The following is a 16,336-nucleotide window of genomic DNA, read 5'->3' as shown; positions in this document are numbered from 1 at the left end:
CATGTCGTACGGCACCCGATCGGCCGCCCATCGCTGTGGGCGGGCGGGCGGACCATCACCAGGGAGGGGACCCATGGAGATCCCGCACATCGTCGTCGACCAGCTCACCCCGTCACAGCAGCAGGGGTGGAACACCTACTTCGGCGACGCCGACCGTCCCCGCTACATCGAGGAGGGCATCTGGCGCCGCACCCAGGAGGAAGCCACCGCCGGCCAGTCGGGCTGGAGCGGAGGCGACGACGCCCGTCGCCGCCTCATTCACTACCGCTACCGGTACGGCCTGGTGCCGACCACGGCCGCCCCCGCGATCGGCCTGACCGACCTGTACTTGTACCACTCCGTGACCGCGCCCGCCGACGAGATCACCGCCCACGAGGACGCGGTGAGGGCCGCGCTCGCGGTCGGGGGATGGAAGCGCACCCCCGGCGGCGCCTCGTGGATGCGCCGCGACCTCAAGTGCAAGATCACGCAGTACGCGCTGCACCCCCAGGACGCCGTGGCCCGCCGCAAGCTCCCGCAGAACTACCGCAGCCTCGACGTCCAGATCACCTCCGCCCAGTACGCCCCACCACCGGCCGTGCGGCAGCGGCCCTGGGACGTGCTGGCCACCGGCATCCGGATCAAGGACCAACGCGGCACACCCGCCCTCGTCCCGGACCTGTCCGTCCTCGCCGATCACCTGCCCTTCCAGGTCGAGATCGGCTGCGGCACCTCCGTGGAGGCCGGCATCCCGCCCCTGCACCGCCTCCACGAGATCTACCGCGTCACCGACCGCCGGGGCGACGACCCTCGCGAACACCGCTTCACCCTCTCCCCCACCTCCGACCCGCTTCTGCACGAGGTGCTCACCGAGCCGGAGGAGAAGACCGCCGAGTTCACCGAGATGTTCAAGGCGTGCTTCCTGGCCGAGCCGACACCCGCCATGCACGCGCTGAAGGAGCTTCACGACGCCGGACACCTGGTCGGGCCCGTGATCACCAACAACTTCGACGTGCTGGCAGCCCGCGCCGGCCTGGAGGAGTGCTTCATGCGCCGCTACGACCAGGCCGTACCGGACGTCGGGTGGGTGGACGGCGCGAAGGCCCTGCTCGTCGTCGGTCTGCACGCCGACCGGCGCAAGGTCCAGGCCCGCGCCCGCGAGCGCGGTCTGAAGGTCGTCTACCTCGACCCCGAGGGCTTCTGGCACGACGGCCAGTTCAAGCCCTACCCGCTGGAAAGCCCCCAGGACGACGACCTGGTCTGCCGGAAGCAGGCCGCGGAGGGTCTGCCGGAACTCGTCAACCTCCTCGCCAAGGCCACCAACTGACCTACCTGCACGATCAGGTCCGGGCCGGACAGCGGCGCTAGCGTGTCGCCCCTGACCGGCCCGGACCACCGGGCGGGCGAGACAGGGAAAGGAGCGTCGGCACCATGCGCGTATCCGTCATCGGCTGCGGCCACCTGGGCATCCCGCACGCCGCGGCCATGGCCGAGATCGGCCACGAGGTCATCGGCGTGGACCTCGACCAGGCGAAGATCAACCGGCTCAACGCCGGCGAATGCCCCATCTACGAAGAGGGCCTGCCGGACCTGCTGGCCACCCACACCGCGTCCGGCCGACTGCGCTTCACCACCGACCTGGCCGCGGCCGCGGCCTTCGCCGACGTCCACTTCCTCGCCGTCGGCACACCGATCGACGCCGACGGCCGCAGCTACGACACCGGCCAGGTCTTCGGCGCGGCCCGCGCACTCGCCCCGCACCTGATCCGCCCCTGCGTGATCATCGGCAAGTCCACCGTCACCGTCGGCACCACCCGTGACCTGGCCACCCTCCTTGCCCGCCTCGCCCCCGCGGGCACCGACGTCGAGGTCGTTTGGAACCCCGAGTTCCTGCGCGAAGGCCACGCCATCGAGGACACCCTCCGCCCCGACCGCATCGTCGTCGGCGTCCCCTCCCCGCACGCCGAGGACGTTGTCCGCGAGGTCTACGCCCCGCTGCTGCACAACCAGATCCCCCTGTTCGTCACCGACCCCGCCACCGCCGAACTGATCAAGGGCGCCGCCAACGCCTATCTCGGCATGAAGATCTCCTTCATCAACGGCGTCGCCGACATGTGCGCCGCCGCCGGCGCCGACGTCCACCAGCTCACGGAGGCCATCGGTCTCGACCCGCGCATCGGCCGCGGCGGCCTGAACGCCGGACCCGGCTACGGAGGGGGCTGCCTGCCCAAGGACGTACGCGCGTTCACCGCCTCCGCCCAGAGCCTCGGCGCCCTCGACGCGGCAACCCTGCTGCGAGCCGCCGAGCAGGTCAACGAATCCCGCCCCACCGCCGCCCTCGCCCTGATCGAGCAGACCCTCGGCCGACCAGTGGCAGGGGCCCGCGTCACCGTGTGGGGCGCCTCCTTCAAGGCCGGCACCGACGACGTGCGGGAGTCTCCGGCCCTCGCCGTCGCCGCCCTCATGCACCAGCGTGGCGCGACCGTCACGGTCCACGACCCTCACGCCGTGCCCACCGCACTCGTACGCCACCCCGAGCTCGATTACGCGGAAGACCTGGAGGAGTCGGTCAAGGGCGCGGAGTTGATCGTCCTGGCCACCGAGTGGCCCCAGTTCCGCGACGCCGACCCCAAGGCCCTGTCCGCCCTGGTCGAGCAACCGATCCTCGTTGACCTCCGCAACCTCCTGAACGCCGACACCTGGCGCACAGCCGGATGGACCGTGCGCCAGCTCGGCCGACCTGCACAACCGTAGAACCCCAGGCCCCACCCCGGGGCCAGGACACACGGATGGGAGATCCGTCATGGACGACCTGTGGGACGACATCACCAAGCTCTCCGCCGTCTGCCGCAAGGCCGGTGAACACCTCCCCGACGAGGAACTCAAAGCCCTCCAGGTGGGCAAGGTGGCCGAGGAAGCCGGCGAGGCCATGCACGCCCTCCACGGCCTGAAGGGCCTGACCACCTGCGGCGATGCACACGACTGGTCCGAGGTCCAGAACGACCTCGTCGGCGCCGTCATCGCCGCCCTGCTGGCCATGCACTACATCGACCCCGAAGGCGCCCGCACGACCTTCGAGGAGATCTTCCACCGCCGCACCCACAGGGGCCGCGAAGCCGCTGCTGCCGCCTGACCACTCCCTCCTCCCCACGCTGGCGGTCGCGTACCTTCGGGACGCGACCGCCAGCTCGTGTCGTAGACGCTCCGTCCCCACTCACGGGGTGGACGATGGCGGGATGACCAACACCGAACTCGAAGCGGAAGCAATTGAGGCCGGCACAGGGGTATCCGCGCTGATCACAAACAGCCAGGGCGAATACCTGCTCCACCTCCGCGACGACATCGAAGGCATCTGCTGGCCCGGCTACTGGACACCTGTCGGTGGACGCCCAGAACCGGGCGAATCACTGGCCGACACCGTCGCGCGCGAAGTAGCGGAGGAGACAGGACTCACCATCCCGCTGAGGGAGTTCACCACCGTCCAGCAGAGAAACGTCGAACACCTCGGCAAGGGCCCGATCGCCATCTACACCGGCCACTGGAACGGCGACGCCCACGCCCTCCCCCTCACCGAGGGCATCATGCTCCACTGGTTCCCGGCCTCGGTGCTCCCAAGGCTCCGCGTACCCCCGTGGTGCCGAGAGGCGATCGCCCTCCACCAGAACGCGCGGACGAGCCTCCCCGTTTCGGAGGACGCCAGCCCGTGATCACCAGCAGCTGCGACCATGCGCGACGCTAGGGAGCGGGCGATGGTCCCCTTAACGATCTCGTGCATGGTTGGCCGTGGCGCATTGGCTTCTTGATCGTTGTGTTTGGCAAGGTCAAGTCGCTCCGTCCTCACAGATACCGCCATGCCTGCAGGGCCTTGTAGCAGACCGCACGAACTTGCTTCCACAATGCGGCCTGCAGGCGAGGTGGCGGCAATTCCTCTCTCCTTCCTCGATACCTGCGATCGCCCGGGAAGACGACAGTCGACGACTGAGACGCTGCTGCACATCGCGGAGGTGGCCAGATGCCGCCCCTCCCGTCGCCGCCGGGCTGTCACCAGGGAATGGCGTCGTGCCAAAGTCGCTGATCGGACAGGACAAGCCAAACATCGACGCGAGGAGCAGCACATGCGCAACGGGGGACCACAGTGGACACTCACCGTGCCCGCAGGCGGTGACACACTCCGGCAGGAGCGCCTCACCCGGGATCTCCACGAAACTCTGCGGATCACGGACGGCCTCGTCGTCGGCTTCCATGACGCCGACGGGCCCAGCGAACCGGGCCTTAAGGGCACCGGCGTTGGCGAGGTTGCTCTCTGGGCCACCACCGCCGCCGTCGCCCGTCCGGCGTCCCAGGTCTTGATCACCCTGATCAAGGAGTGGTGCGCCAAGGAGCGGCACCGCAAGGTCGTGGTCACCGTCGGGGACGACTCCATCGAGATCACCGGACGGCCGGACGCCGCACAGGAGCGCATGGTCCGCGAGTTCCAGGACCGGGTCGCCGGCGGCGACAGTCTCGAACCGAATGACGGCGCGGCGTGACCCGCTTCCACAAGCGCCGGGCTCTCCTGATCGGCAACGAGCACTACGACGACGGCTGCTTCTCGCCGCTGGCTTCCGTACGGGCGGATGTATGGGGACTCACCCAGGTCCTGAAGCATCGCAACATCGGCAACTTCGTCTCCGTCCAGACCGAATCTGATCTCACCGCCGACGACATGCGGGCGGCCATCGGCGAGTTCCTTCAGGAGCGCGACGAGGACGAACTCGCGCTCGTGTACGTCTCCGGGCACGGTGTGCGCACCGTACGCGACGGCGGCGAGTTCCACTTCGTCGCCAAGGACACCGACTACGGCCGGGTGGCCTCGACCGGTGTCAGCGCAGGGTTCCTCAACGACGCGCTGGAAGAGTGCGTCGCCCCCCAGAAGATCGTGATGATCGACTGCTGCCGCAGCGGCGGGTTCGCCATGGGCCTGCGCACATCAGACCGACGGCCCGAGAACTCTGTGTCCAAGTCCGGCGAGCGGCCCCCGCTGACCAGCAGGGGCGTATACGTCCTGTCGTCCTCACGGGCCGGGGAGGACTCGTATGCGGACGCGGGCGGCGGCGATGACGTGAAGCCGTCGGCGTTCACCGGCGAGGTCATCGAGGCGCTGCGCACGGGGAAGGTCAGCAAGGACGGCGGCCAAGCGGTAACGGTCAGCGACCTGTTCCACTACGTCAACCGGCGCATGCGTGCCCAGGACGGCGGACGTCAGGTGCCGGTGCACTCCGCGCTCGGCGTCGACGACCGCATCGTCATCGCGGACAGCCCCTTCGGCCGGGCCCCCATCCTTGACCCTCTGAGCTCTCGGCCTCGGGCTGCCGCCAGAGAAGCGGCACAACCGCGTGCCGCGAAATCCGCTCACGCGCAGCCCGCGTGGGCCAACCTGCTGGACTACTACCGCGAGTGCGTCCTGGCCGAGAGCGCCGAGACACCTCTGATGGAGGTGAGCCATCAGGACACGTCGTACGTGTGCCTGGGGGGCGCGGAGAGGTTCATCTCCGGCGACGTCGATGACGACGGCTGCGTCGCGCTCCCCGAGGAAGCGGCCCCGCTGGTGGACTCAGCGGCCGAGGAGAGCGTCGAGCTCTGGGCGGGCTACCCGGCCGTGGTCCTCACCGGGCCTCGCACCGGCGGCCCCTGGCGGCAGCCGAAGTTCGCGCCCCTGCTGGTGCGTCGGGTCGAGATCGTCCAGGACGAGGGCGAGGTACGGCTGAAGCCGTACGGCCCCGTCCAGCCGCATCCTCAGCTGGCGCACGACTGGCTGGGCGAGGAGGAAGCCAACCAACTCGTCGACACGTTTCAGCCGTCCTGGCATCGAGGACAGCACGACCGTATGGCGGTGGAAGTGCGCAACCTCCTCACGCAGGAGTTCGAGATACCGTGCGTGCAGGAGCTGCGTCCCGACCAGCTCGCCGACCGCATCGATGTCCGCACGCCCGGCCACGGGGCCCGCAACACCGCGGTCCTGTTCGCGGCACGCCCCCAGACAGGCTTCACGAAGGGGCTTCTTAACGACTTCGCCGACATCGCCAGAAAGACGGACCAGATCGGGAGGACCGCCCTCGGGGTCCTCGCACCCGACACCTCGCAGCGCGCCCGATCCCTCGCCCACGCGGACCCCGAACCGGTACGCCTCGTGACGCCGCTGCCCTGCAACGAGGCTCAGACGGCGGTTCTCCGGTCCGCTATGACCCGCCGCCTCACAGTGGCCACGGGCCCGCCCGGCACCGGCAAGAGCCAGTTGGTCGCCAATCTCGTAGCCACGGCGATCGCGGCAGGCCAGACCGTACTGGTCGCGTCCACCAACAACGATGCCGTGGACGAGGTCTGGCGCCGCTGTGACAGGCTGGTGCCCGGCAGCGTCGTGCGTACCGGCTCAGCGCGGAAGAATGGCAAGAACAACGCGGAGCACGAGGCCTCCGCGCTACACGCGCTGCGTACCGGCCCGGAGCCGTCCACCACCGTGGCCACGGCATCCATGGCCACCGCACTGGCCACCGACCGTCTGACAGAAATACGGCAGCTTCTGGCCCACATCGCGGAAACCGAGCTGCGGCTTCGCCAAGCAGGCGAAGCCCGCGCCCATCACGCGGAAAAGCTCGGGATCACCGTCACCGAACTCCAGGACCTGCTCGGTGGCCCGCCCCGGCCGAAGGAGCTGGAGGACAAGGCACGTCGCCTCGCCCACGCGCGTTTCCTAGGATCGTGGCGCCGAACCCGTTTCCTGCGCAAGGCCGGTCTGGAGGGGTACGCCGGTGATCCCGCCACGGGGTGCCTCGCGCTCGCCGACTTCGCCGCGGCCGAGGCGGAGTGGCGTGACGGGCGGAAGCATGCCGCCACCGTTGACGACACAGCTCTCACGGGTACCCTGCGCGATGCGGAGAGCACCATCCAGGACGCTTCACGCATGCTCCTCGCCACCACGGTCCAAGCCGCCGCCTGGGCCGGACGCCGCCGCATTCTGGAATTGTTGACGGCTCGGGACGGCAAACACGGCGACTGGCCGCAGTTGGGAAGGGTTCTCGGCCGCTCGGGAACGTCGACGGACGCCCCCGTAGTGGCCGGATGGGCAGTCACCAGCCTCTCCGCCCGCCGCTTCCCTCCGGACCCGGCCCTGTTCGATCTCGTCGTCATCGACGAGGCCAGCCAGTGCGCCATCCCCCACGTCCTGCCGTTGCTGTTCCGCGCGCGGCGCGCCCTGGTCATCGGCGATTCCATGCAGCTCACGCACATCACTCAGACCAGCCCGCACCGCGAGGCTCTCATCCGGCGCGGGAACGGGCTGCCGTCCGACTGGTTGGAGAAGCATCACCTCGCCTACCGGCGCCACTCCGCCTTCCACGCTGCCGAGCAGTCCGCAGGCGGCACATTGCTTCTCGACGAGCACTTCCGCTGTCATCCGCACATCGCCGGGATCTCCAACGAATTCTTCTATGATGGTGGGCTGACCGTTCTCACCGACACCCGTTGCCGTCCCGCTCTGGCGCGCCGCCCCGCCGTCATCTGGACGGATGTGACCGGGTGGGCTGCCCGCCCTCCGTTCGGCGGCTCCTGGGTCAACGATGACGAGATCCACAAAGTGCTCGCCAGCGTCACGTACCTGTTGGACCAGTTGCCGCCCGAGGCAACCGTCGGCGTTGTCACTCCCTTCACAGCGCAGGCTGAAACGCTGCGCAAGCGGCTACGACCGTACGACGAGGAGCGTCTGCGCATCGGTACGGTGCACACCTTCCAGGGAGGCGAACGCGATGTCATGGTGTTCTCCCTCGTCGCCGCGGAAGGCATGCATACGGGCGCCGTCGAGTGGGTCAGTGGGCAGCTGAACCTGTGGAACGTCGCCATCACCCGGGCACGCAGTCACCTCATCGTGGTAGGGGACAAGGAACTCTGGCGACAGCGAGGAGGCGTGGGCGCCGCGCTGCTGGAGGCTGCGGAGCGGAACGGCGTACCCCCGGGTGGCGGAGACGAGGACGTGCTACTCAAACGCCTGTATCAGACCCTCTCCCGCACGAAGGAAGCCACCGTCACGCTGAGCGAGACAGTCAACGGGCATCCGGCGGACGCTCTGGTGGGAGGCGTCGCCGCCACCGCACCGAGAGCTGTACTACTCGACAGGGGAATCGAAGAGGGCTCCGACGCAGGCCGCCACCTTCGGCTCATGCTGCATCGACGGAACTTGCTGGGCAGCGACGAGGGAGAAGTCGAAGCGATTCGATGGCCGGCTTGGAGGTTGTACGAGACAGACGAACAGCGGGGGTGAGCTCTGGCCCGTGCCCTGATCCGGCGCGGCTCTTGCTCCCCATGCGCCTGTCCTCATTGTGAGCCCGCCATCCTGCCGCTGGACGCGGAGAAGGGCCGCCCCTGCTCTTTGGGCCACCTGGCGGGACGGGCCAGCCTAGCCTGCCCCACCTACGAGCTCGACCAGGTCGGCGAGCCACCCGGCCTCAAGGGCCTGCGACTCTTCGACGGCAGCCTGGGCGCCGGCACCGCGAAGCCCCGAGAAGACGGTGTGGTCGACGGTCACGACCAGCAGGGCGTCGCTCTGCGCTTCGGTGAACAAGTCCTCGTGACCGTGGTCGAGCCACCAGGTGTCGAGGGTCTCCTTGTCGACGCCTCGCCCGAGGCCCTCGCCCTTCGGCACGAAACCGAGAGCACTCCGTGTGGCGCTCAGCCCGTAATTCCGCCGACACCTGGCACGGATCCCGAGCCGGTGTCCCTGGCGGCGGCGGAGTTCAAGAGGCTTGCGATCCCCCTGCCCCGGTGCTCCTCCGCCACGCACAGATGCACGAGACAAACGTGCTGGCTACGCTTGGGGAGGCCGAAGAGTGCGTAGCCGACGAGCTCGCCGCCGTCCATCGCGACCAGCAGCCCGCCACCGTCAGCGTACTTCCGGTACGCGGGCGGTGTGAGCAACCCCAACCACTTCGTGTACCGGTTGCCCAAGGCGATGGCCGCCCCCAGCATCTCCGACTGATCTCCAGTCACCGGCAGTACCTCGATCATCGCGCTCCCCCTCCGTTTCCCCGTGTGGCGGGCCGACCACGCCCACCGCATAGTGCCGAACCACGAGGACGCGGGCCACCGTTTGATCAAATTCGACTGGGTTGGCTCGAATCACTCCTCATGGGCACATCACCGGCGCCGCCACCGCGGTCGGGCTGTCCGGGTCGTACACGACAGCGGCGGACAGGCGGTCACCGAATGAGCACGAAGTAGTTGTCCCGACGTGGAGACCAGCGACAGTCACCAGGGCGTGCCGACGCCGCGGGACGCCAATGCCCGAAAGGTGATGGCGGCCCAACGCAGCCGGGACACCGCGCCGGAGCTCGCGCTGCGGCGTGCCCTTCACGCATTGGGCTTCCGCTACCGCGTGAACCTGCCCATCCCTGGAATGCCGCGCCGCCGCGCTGACGTCACCTTCACGAGGTGGCGGACCGCGGTGTTCGTCCAGGGCTGTTTCTGGCACGCGTGCCCGCGGCACCTGCGCGCCCCGGCGCACAACTCCGCATGGTGGCGACAGAAGCTTCAGGGAAACGTCCGCCGCGACGAGGAGACCGACGCCCACCTTGCGCTCCTGGGCTGGCTGCCGCTGCGCATCTGGGAGCACGAAAGCGTGGACGGCGCTGTCCGGAGGGTAACGGCCGCCCTCGCCACTCGGAACCACCCCCTAGCCGTACGGTTGGAGGCTCAGAACGTCAACGAGTGACTCCGGCCAGGAACAGCACTGCCGCGGTCGACGACGGATTGGTTCCCGGTCAGGTCGGCGGGGCTCCCAATGCGGCGTCCGGCTCGTCTGCCGCCGACGGATGCACGTACCTACCTTTGTTGAACGGCGTGAACCAAGCGCCGAACCCCATGGGCGCCACTCCCAGTGCCGAGCCGACCGCGTCCTCGTCGATACCATCCATCGAACCGTCGTACAGCCACTCGTGGTCCATGTCTTCGTAGACGTTGTCGGCGAAGGCGTCCAGGGCAGCCGAGACGCCTTCGTCAAGGAGCCCGAAGAGCTCCAGGTTGGCGCTCGCTTGGCGCAACAGCAGTCTCAGAGCCAGTTCCTCGGCGATACAACTCAGCTGGTCGAAGCTGCCGTTCGTGAAACGAGTGGTCATGGAGATCACGGTCACCAAGAAGCGGCGGGCGAAGCGGACGCCGTACTGGAGGGCGTACCTCTCGGGCAAGTCCTCCAAGTGCCACAACGCGCCTTCACACTCCCCGACAGTGGTTTCCTCCTCTTCCAGGGTGTGCACGTCGTCGAACAACTCATCGACCAAGACGTCGGTCGCGTAGACCAGGGCGCCGGCGGCCAGCTGGGCGTCCTCGGGCGATACGGCGAATCCGCAGTCTTCGCCGTCCTCGTCCTCCAGGCCCTCGGGCACACCAAACATTACGGGGGAAAAGGAACGCAGCTCGTCCGCCAGTACGAGCATCTGGGCACGCACTTCCTCGGCCTTCGCCCGAGCGTCGTACTCACCTTCTTCGGCCACTGCGGAGGGTTCGGTATGGCGTGCTTTCCTGGCCGAAGGATCGTCCGGAGGAACGTCCGGGCCGTCAGCCCCGGCGAGGCTCTCTTGGGCGAGCTCCGGGTGCAGCTCGACCTCGCACCGCTCGACCTTCCAGTCCGCGAGCAGTTCGGAGCGTTCCAGCAACTCGGCCACGACTTCCCGGACCGCGTCTTCCGCGAACTCGAGCGCCTCAGCATCGACGAACACTTTGAGCAGTGCCCCGCCCGGATACACGGCCACGATCGTGTCGAGCAGGTCGACCTCCATGCCGTCCGGCCCGTCGATGCCCTCGACCGAGTCGAAGCCGCTCTCGATCAGAGCCACGGCGCCGGCGCGCTGAAGCGGGTCCATCTCCGGAGTGCCCTCCGGGATGCAGATGTCTACAGTCACTGCGTACGTCACGAGCCTGAGCCTGCCAGACGGTACGAAGGCGAGGAGGGGGATCTGACTCGTTCGTGACGCGCCACCTCCACGGAGGCCACGGCTGATGCCCACCGCGCGCTCCTGGGCTGGTCGCCGCTCCACGTCTGGGAACGCGAAGCCGTTGCCTGCGCCCTTGCTGACAGCGAACGGGGAAGTTCACTTGCGGGCCGTGAGCTCGGCGAGGAGGGTCACCACCGTGGCGGCGCCCACGACAGCGGATCCTGCTTCAGGTGCAAACAAAGTGAGGCCGGTGATGAGAACACCGATCAGCAGGAGGACAGCAACGCGCACACTCACGTGTTCCATGAACATTCGCCTTCCGTGCGGGAGGGAACCGGGATGTGAACCCAGCGTGGGCCCCTCACCGAGGGCCTTGACGACCTGTGACGCCCTCTGACGGCTTCGGCCAAGATTCGCCGTCGCCTTACATGATCTCGGCCGAAAGCCGGGGATCTCGCACGAAACAGGCGCTAGATCTGTTTGACAGGACCTGACACAGGACGGCGAGAGGAGATCACATGGCGAGCGTCCAATCCTGGTTGAAGCCCGATTTGCGGGATCGCCCGGGGCTCATGAAGCTCAACGACGAGCTGCACGACCTACGTCTGGACGCAGGACTCCCGTCTGCGCGAACCATTCGCAACCGGATCGGAAAGGATGCTCAGGAGTACTGGATCGTGAACCATCAAGCCGTCTTGAACACCTTCCAGCGACCAGATCTCCCTAGATGGGGTCGCTTGGAGCTCATCGTCGCGGTCCTGTCTGAAGATGCGGGTCACAGCGACGCAGAACGTGAAGTCAGCCGATTCAAGAACCTTTGGAAGCAAGCGTTCGACGAGACAGTCGCGCAAGCATCGGTACAACCGCCAGCCGAAGCCGCTGCATCCCACGACGAAACGAAGGATTCTGCTCAGCCACATGAAGGGCAGCCGGAGCAGGGCATCGGAGACGACCACCAACAAACGGAGCAAGACCCGTCGGCCGACTCGGAGGCGCCCGTCGACGCAGACCAGGCCTCTGCTCGCATCAACTACGCCGAGGAGTCCCTCAAGGGGTTGATCATCAATGCTGCGCAGGCTCTCTGGGACGACAAGGATGCACTCCGGATCTTCCTGGGCGTCGTGCGCCGTGGTGAGGGCTTCGTCAGGCTGGCTGATGCGGTGGCCGAGCGCAGGCCGGCAAACGCAACATTCTACGGGGTCAAGAGCAGGGAGTTCGAGGTGGAGCCCTCACCGGCGCGGCATGAGCTGGTCAGCCTGCGCCGTTTCCTCCACGAGCACAGGATCAAACGGCAGTGGTCCTTCACCAACCTAGAGACACAGACGGGTGTCTCGTCAGACGACTGGATCCGTTGGTACACGCGGGACGAGTTGCCACGTCGTCAGGCGGTCGTCGCCTTCTCCCACGTAGCGCATCTAGGGCTTGAAGATCACGTCCTCCTGCTCGGGCTTTGGGAGGCAGCCCATGAGGCGCTGCAAGCACAGCGCCACTTCGAGGCTCTGCCAGCCCGGATCAGCTTCGACGAGGCGTGGTTGATGCGGGATGCGACGACACCAAGGTTGTGGGCACTCGCCGGGGTCGCAGCAGAGGAGCAGCACGCATACGGGCCCGACCTCGCAACTGGGACTGCTCCAGCGTTCGTCGTGGCGGGGCCACCCGGATCCGGACGATCCACGGCACTGGTGAACGTCGCACGCGCTCTGCTCGCCGCCAGTACCCGAGTCGTGCTGGCCGCCCCCAAAGCATCCCCACTGCGAGAACTTGACGGCCAGCATGGCGTAGTGGCCTGCTTCGTACGCGAGGACATCGGGTCGGACGAACTCGAGGCAGTCCTGGCGTCGGCATCCCCCGAAGAACCGGTCGTCGTGGTGATCGACGACGTGGAAGCCCTCCACAAGTGCGACGCAGGAGGCCTACTCAAGGGCCTGGTGCAGCACGGATTCGAGGAGGGCACCGCCCTGGTGGTGGGCTGCTGCGAAGACAAGCTTCCGTTTGGCTTCGGCTGGCTCGAGGAGACGAAGAAGGCCCATCGCGGTCTCCTGTTGTCCCCACAGGAGCAGAGCACTGGCGATGTGATCGGCATCAGAATCGGCCATTCCATCGCTGGCCAGCCGATCACTCTCGGCCGGGGCTGGTTGCATCTCGGAGACGGCGAGCTACTGCCCGTGGTGGTGCCAGGGTGAAGCCGCGCATTGACCAGCTGGAAGGTGATCAAATACGTAGCGCAACGTACACACCGGTACCGGTCTTCTCTCCCGACCACAGCCCCATCACCTGAGCCACCTGCTCAGCTGGGGAGAATCTGGGGAGAATGAAGCCCGTCGGGGAGCGGCTGGGGAGGATCGGCCGTACCAACAGGCAGCACGGCGAAAGAGCCGGAAAGGCGGATCGCCGCAGGTCAGAGGGCCTTTCCAGTCGATTCCCGCAGGTCAGCGCCCCGAGGGCGACGACTTCAAGAAGATCTCCTCCTGGGCCGCCATCCTCTTCGCCCCGACCCTGGTCGGCACGATCTACGGCATGAACTTCGACTACATGCCGGAGCTCCACTGGGCATTCGGCTACCCGTTCGCAATCCTGCTGATGGCAGCGGTGTGCACGAGCCTGTACTTCATCTTCAAACGACGCGACTGGCTGTAGCAGCGAGGGCGCAACCCCTTGATCGACTTCGCGTACGCGAATGCTGCCGAGGACGACTCCCAACCTCTGGGGAGAATCCGGGGAGAATACACCGAGGCCGCTAAGCGTCCTCCGACCCCTACCCCTGGAGGCCGGGCTCGCTTTCCACATGTCGAGTGAGCGACTCGATGAAGTTGCGGAAGGAAAGAGCGGAGTCAGGCTGACTGATGGGAAGCTCGGGGTCTTTGGGCGCGAGCACGAAGCATGCGGCATCGTAGAGTTCATCCTCGACAAGCCGCTTACACAGCACCTGATAACGGTCTGCGTAAGAAGGGTTCCCCTTGAACGCGTTGTCAACCTCGAACCTAGGATTGAAGGCCCTGTGCGAATTCTTCGTAGAGCCAGGCGCGTCCTCGAGGAGGAAGACATAGCCCAGCCAGGGGCGAGCCTCACCGAGAAGCCCCCTACTGATTGCGCGCCGCGTGTCAACAGCACTGCCAATCGCTTCTTCGGTTCTGTTATTGAAGTTATTACCGAATGACCCCGACTGTGATTTAAATTCAATGGCGGCGACCAGTTGATCGCCTTCCTTCACCACAAGGTCCCACTGCTTCGTCGGTCGATAATACCCGGGCAGCTCCGCTTTCTTCCCCAACCAAACGGAAGACTCAGGAAATCCCAGCTTCTCCACAAAGTGGTGGACAACGAGCCGAGTCAGAGCGTCAAGGTGGGCACCACCGGTGACGGCCCCACGCGTACCCGCATCCTGCGAGCCGTTCGCGATTTGCTTGGCGGCTTGCCGGTCACGCACTTCCCAGAACCCGCGAACCGCTGCCTCAAACTGCTCTTCCATGGTGCCCCCCTAGGCTTATTCATGGGACGAGTTGAACCTCGAATGCAAGCGCCATGCCCGTATCGCAGCTTGCCGACCGAAGCCGACCACTAGGCTAAGGCATCCCGAACCTCGGGATCACCAGGGGTAGACAAAAGTTAATTAACCCTATCCGGGCGGGTAGGCGTCTTTTATCTAAAATTCCCCAAATCATCCCTTTGGAGTGCCCCGAGAGAATGGTGGTCCACCCCTCTCGCTCAGAGGCCGTCAGTCCGGAATGCTCTCGATCCCGTAGACCCTCAGGGCAGCCTCGGTGGCAGACTCCACATCACGACGATCGAACGCCATAGCCAATGCCTCCGCATCGACCTCACTCACAGCACTCGGATATGGGACACGGATACGCCTTAGGTACTGAGCCTGAAAACGTAGTGTTCCGCCCCTCATCCTGACGGCGTACGCTTCAACGAACATCTGCGCCACTCGTGAGAGCAGAAGACCGCCAAGGACCTTCAGGTCCCAAGCATCCGACACCACATAATAGAGATTGTGGTGAGGATAGAATCCACCCTCATCCAAAACAGGGTGAATAGTAAGCTTCATGTCAGGGAGAAGAAGCTTGGGGCGACCAACCAGCTCGGCATCAACCTTGTCGATGGTCTTATACCAACGCTCGGGCTGGCGTTTGGCGACATAACGACCGGCTAGAACTTCTCGGTGTCGATCAAAATAAGCCCTTAGCCTTGGGTACGACTCCAGATCAACGAGCTCACCCGAGCGATCCCATGGATTGACGAGGTAGGTTCCCTGCCAATCCATGTGGCCACTTCTCGCGTCTTTCACCATCGCCATAGGAAGGAGTCGGTCCCCTTCTACGACGTTCTCATCCTTCGTGAGAAACACAGCGTCCGCCCCGGTCGCCACCCCAATACCAACCTTGGTCCGGGTTTCCTCAAGGACGGGAAAACGATCGTTGAGGTCTTCCAGAAGCGCCAGACGGGCCGGACTGCCTGACGGCCACGAGTCCTCAGCCGAGAACCAGTGAGGCAAGCGTGCCGCCTGGTAGCTGAAGGTAGCCACTCCCTCTGGACCGGAGTTACAAGCCCAGCGAAGCAGCTCATCGGCCTGGCCGGGACCGAAAGACTTGTTGGTCTCAACAGCGACGGTGCGGCCTTGCTCGCGATTCCGTAGGACAGTAACAGCCGGATATGCCGAGACTTGCTCCTCGAAGGCATCAACATCGTGCATCGTCGCCACAAATTCCATGCTGTACTTCTCGGCGACGATCCTTCGCAGCTCCCTGCCGTACTGATTCCTCATCCAGCGGTCGGCGCAAATAAACCCGAGCCTGCCATCCGGCACGAGGGATCGAAGGCCGCGCTCAAAGAACCCGACATAGATATCAGACCGGCCGATCATGGACGGGTGACTGCTTCTATAGAGCTTCATCCGACCATCCGGGACATCTTCCAGGCGGATGTACGGAGGATTTCCGACGACGAAGTCCGCCCGGCACTCTTCATCAAGAAGATAATCACCTTGACGGATCCAGAGACGGACGAGTTCTTCAACCCGAGATCGCTCCCAACCGTCTTCAATCAGCGCGTCGGCGACAGCAACCCTGCTGGATTCCACATTGCGGCCCAAGAGGTCCCGAGCGTAGATACCCTCCTCCGGCAACTCACGCCCATGCTTACGACATGCGGCACTGAGGCGCTCTGTGATGCCCAAAAGGAAGGCGCCAGCTCCGCACGCGGGATCGACGATCCTCATTTGGTCGAGTTCACGGTCAGGGGTGTATTCGACCAAATCCAAAATCATGTCGACGACCCATCGACGGGTGTAAACTTCGCCGTTCTCTACAGCCTGAGCAGGAATGGCATCGGTAACGGCACTGATCGGAGTGAGGGGAGGCACAGGGGTCAGCCTAGCGCCCGAACGAGCTTGGCCG

The 16,336-nt window shown here is 65.9% G+C and carries 14 protein-coding genes and 1 pseudogene; 9 read left to right on the top strand and 6 right to left on the bottom strand.

Annotated elements, in window-relative coordinates; translation table 11 throughout:
* Nucleotides 1–73: 73 nt before the first annotated feature.
* From NQU55_RS30445 to NQU55_RS36960, 6 genes are all read left to right on the top strand, one after another.
* Nucleotides 74–1,306 carry an SIR2 family protein gene (locus NQU55_RS30445; RefSeq protein ID WP_256791538.1) on the top strand — a complete coding sequence of 411 codons (1,233 nt, stop codon included), beginning with the start codon at nt 74–76 and terminating at the stop codon, nt 1,304–1,306.
* Between the two features lie 104 nt (nt 1,307–1,410).
* Entirely contained in the window at nt 1,411–2,733 is a 1,323-nt protein-coding gene (locus NQU55_RS30440) for a UDP-glucose dehydrogenase family protein (RefSeq protein WP_168096057.1), read from the top strand.
* A gap of 49 nt (nt 2,734–2,782) precedes the next feature.
* Nucleotides 2,783–3,112: a MazG-like family protein gene (locus NQU55_RS30435; RefSeq protein WP_168096056.1), complete on the top strand. Its 330-nt coding sequence runs from the start codon at nt 2,783–2,785 to the stop codon at nt 3,110–3,112.
* 103 nt (nt 3,113–3,215) lie between these two features.
* Nucleotides 3,216–3,686: an NUDIX domain-containing protein gene (locus NQU55_RS30430; protein WP_168096055.1), complete on the top strand. Its 471-nt coding sequence runs from the start codon at nt 3,216–3,218 to the stop codon at nt 3,684–3,686.
* Between the two features lie 408 nt (nt 3,687–4,094).
* Nucleotides 4,095–4,508, top strand: a complete 414-nt coding sequence (locus tag NQU55_RS30425) for a hypothetical protein (protein WP_168096054.1) — start codon at nt 4,095–4,097, stop codon at nt 4,506–4,508.
* Entirely contained in the window at nt 4,505–8,272 is a 3,768-nt protein-coding gene (locus tag NQU55_RS36960; protein WP_256791536.1) for a caspase, EACC1-associated type, read from the top strand. Before NQU55_RS30425 ends, NQU55_RS36960 begins: the two co-directional genes overlap by 4 nt.
* Nucleotides 8,273–8,407: 135 nt before the next feature.
* On the opposite strand, the gene NQU55_RS30415 is transcribed toward NQU55_RS36960, so the two are convergent.
* Together NQU55_RS30415 and NQU55_RS30410 are read right to left on the bottom strand one after the other, a co-directional pair.
* Entirely contained in the window at nt 8,408–8,653 is a 246-nt protein-coding gene (locus NQU55_RS30415) for a PIN domain-containing protein (RefSeq protein WP_240976715.1), read from the bottom strand.
* Nucleotides 8,654–8,679: 26 nt separating this feature from the next.
* Nucleotides 8,680–9,015: a GNAT family N-acetyltransferase gene (locus NQU55_RS30410; RefSeq protein WP_240976713.1), complete on the bottom strand. Its 336-nt coding sequence runs from the start codon at nt 9,013–9,015 to the stop codon at nt 8,680–8,682.
* Between the two features lie 223 nt (nt 9,016–9,238).
* On the opposite strand from NQU55_RS30410, the gene NQU55_RS30405 reads away from it, so the two are divergent.
* Nucleotides 9,239–9,718, top strand: coding sequence for a very short patch repair endonuclease (locus NQU55_RS30405; RefSeq protein ID WP_256791534.1), 480 nt, complete (start codon nt 9,239–9,241; stop codon nt 9,716–9,718).
* Nucleotides 9,719–9,767: 49 nt separating this feature from the next.
* Here the strand turns inward: NQU55_RS30405 and NQU55_RS30400 are convergent, their stop codons facing one another.
* Nucleotides 9,768–10,916 (bottom strand): hypothetical protein, encoded by a 1,149-nt coding sequence (locus NQU55_RS30400; protein ID WP_168094717.1) that lies wholly within the window; start codon nt 10,914–10,916, stop codon nt 9,768–9,770.
* A 177-nt stretch (nt 10,917–11,093) separates the two neighbouring features.
* Nucleotides 11,094–11,243 carry a hypothetical protein gene (locus NQU55_RS30395; protein WP_168094716.1) on the bottom strand — a complete coding sequence of 50 codons (150 nt, stop codon included), beginning with the start codon at nt 11,241–11,243 and terminating at the stop codon, nt 11,094–11,096.
* Between the two features lie 212 nt (nt 11,244–11,455).
* Between NQU55_RS30395 and NQU55_RS30390 the strand changes: the two genes are divergently transcribed.
* On the top strand, nt 11,456–13,120 hold the full coding sequence (locus NQU55_RS30390; protein ID WP_168094715.1) for an AAA family ATPase: 1,665 nt from the start codon (nt 11,456–11,458) through the stop codon (nt 13,118–13,120).
* Nucleotides 13,121–13,388: 268 nt separating this feature from the next.
* A pseudogene (locus tag NQU55_RS30385) lies at nt 13,389–13,574 on the top strand (CorA family divalent cation transporter); the annotation flags it as partial.
* Between the two features lie 118 nt (nt 13,575–13,692).
* Here NQU55_RS30385 and NQU55_RS30380 read toward each other — a convergent pair.
* Nucleotides 13,693–14,406: a PaeR7I family type II restriction endonuclease gene (locus tag NQU55_RS30380; protein WP_168094714.1), complete on the bottom strand. Its 714-nt coding sequence runs from the start codon at nt 14,404–14,406 to the stop codon at nt 13,693–13,695.
* A gap of 246 nt (nt 14,407–14,652) precedes the next feature.
* Nucleotides 14,653–16,302 carry an N-6 DNA methylase family protein gene (locus NQU55_RS30375; protein ID WP_256791533.1) on the bottom strand — a complete coding sequence of 550 codons (1,650 nt, stop codon included), beginning with the start codon at nt 16,300–16,302 and terminating at the stop codon, nt 14,653–14,655.
* Between the last annotated feature and the right edge of the window lie 34 nt (nt 16,303–16,336).

It is taken from the genome of Streptomyces telluris (assembly GCF_024519335.1).
Classification (GTDB): Bacteria; Actinomycetota; Actinomycetes; order Streptomycetales; family Streptomycetaceae; genus Streptomyces; species Streptomyces telluris.
The sequence above is the reverse complement of the archived record's forward strand: the minus strand, read 5'-3'. Positions and strand labels throughout refer to the sequence as shown.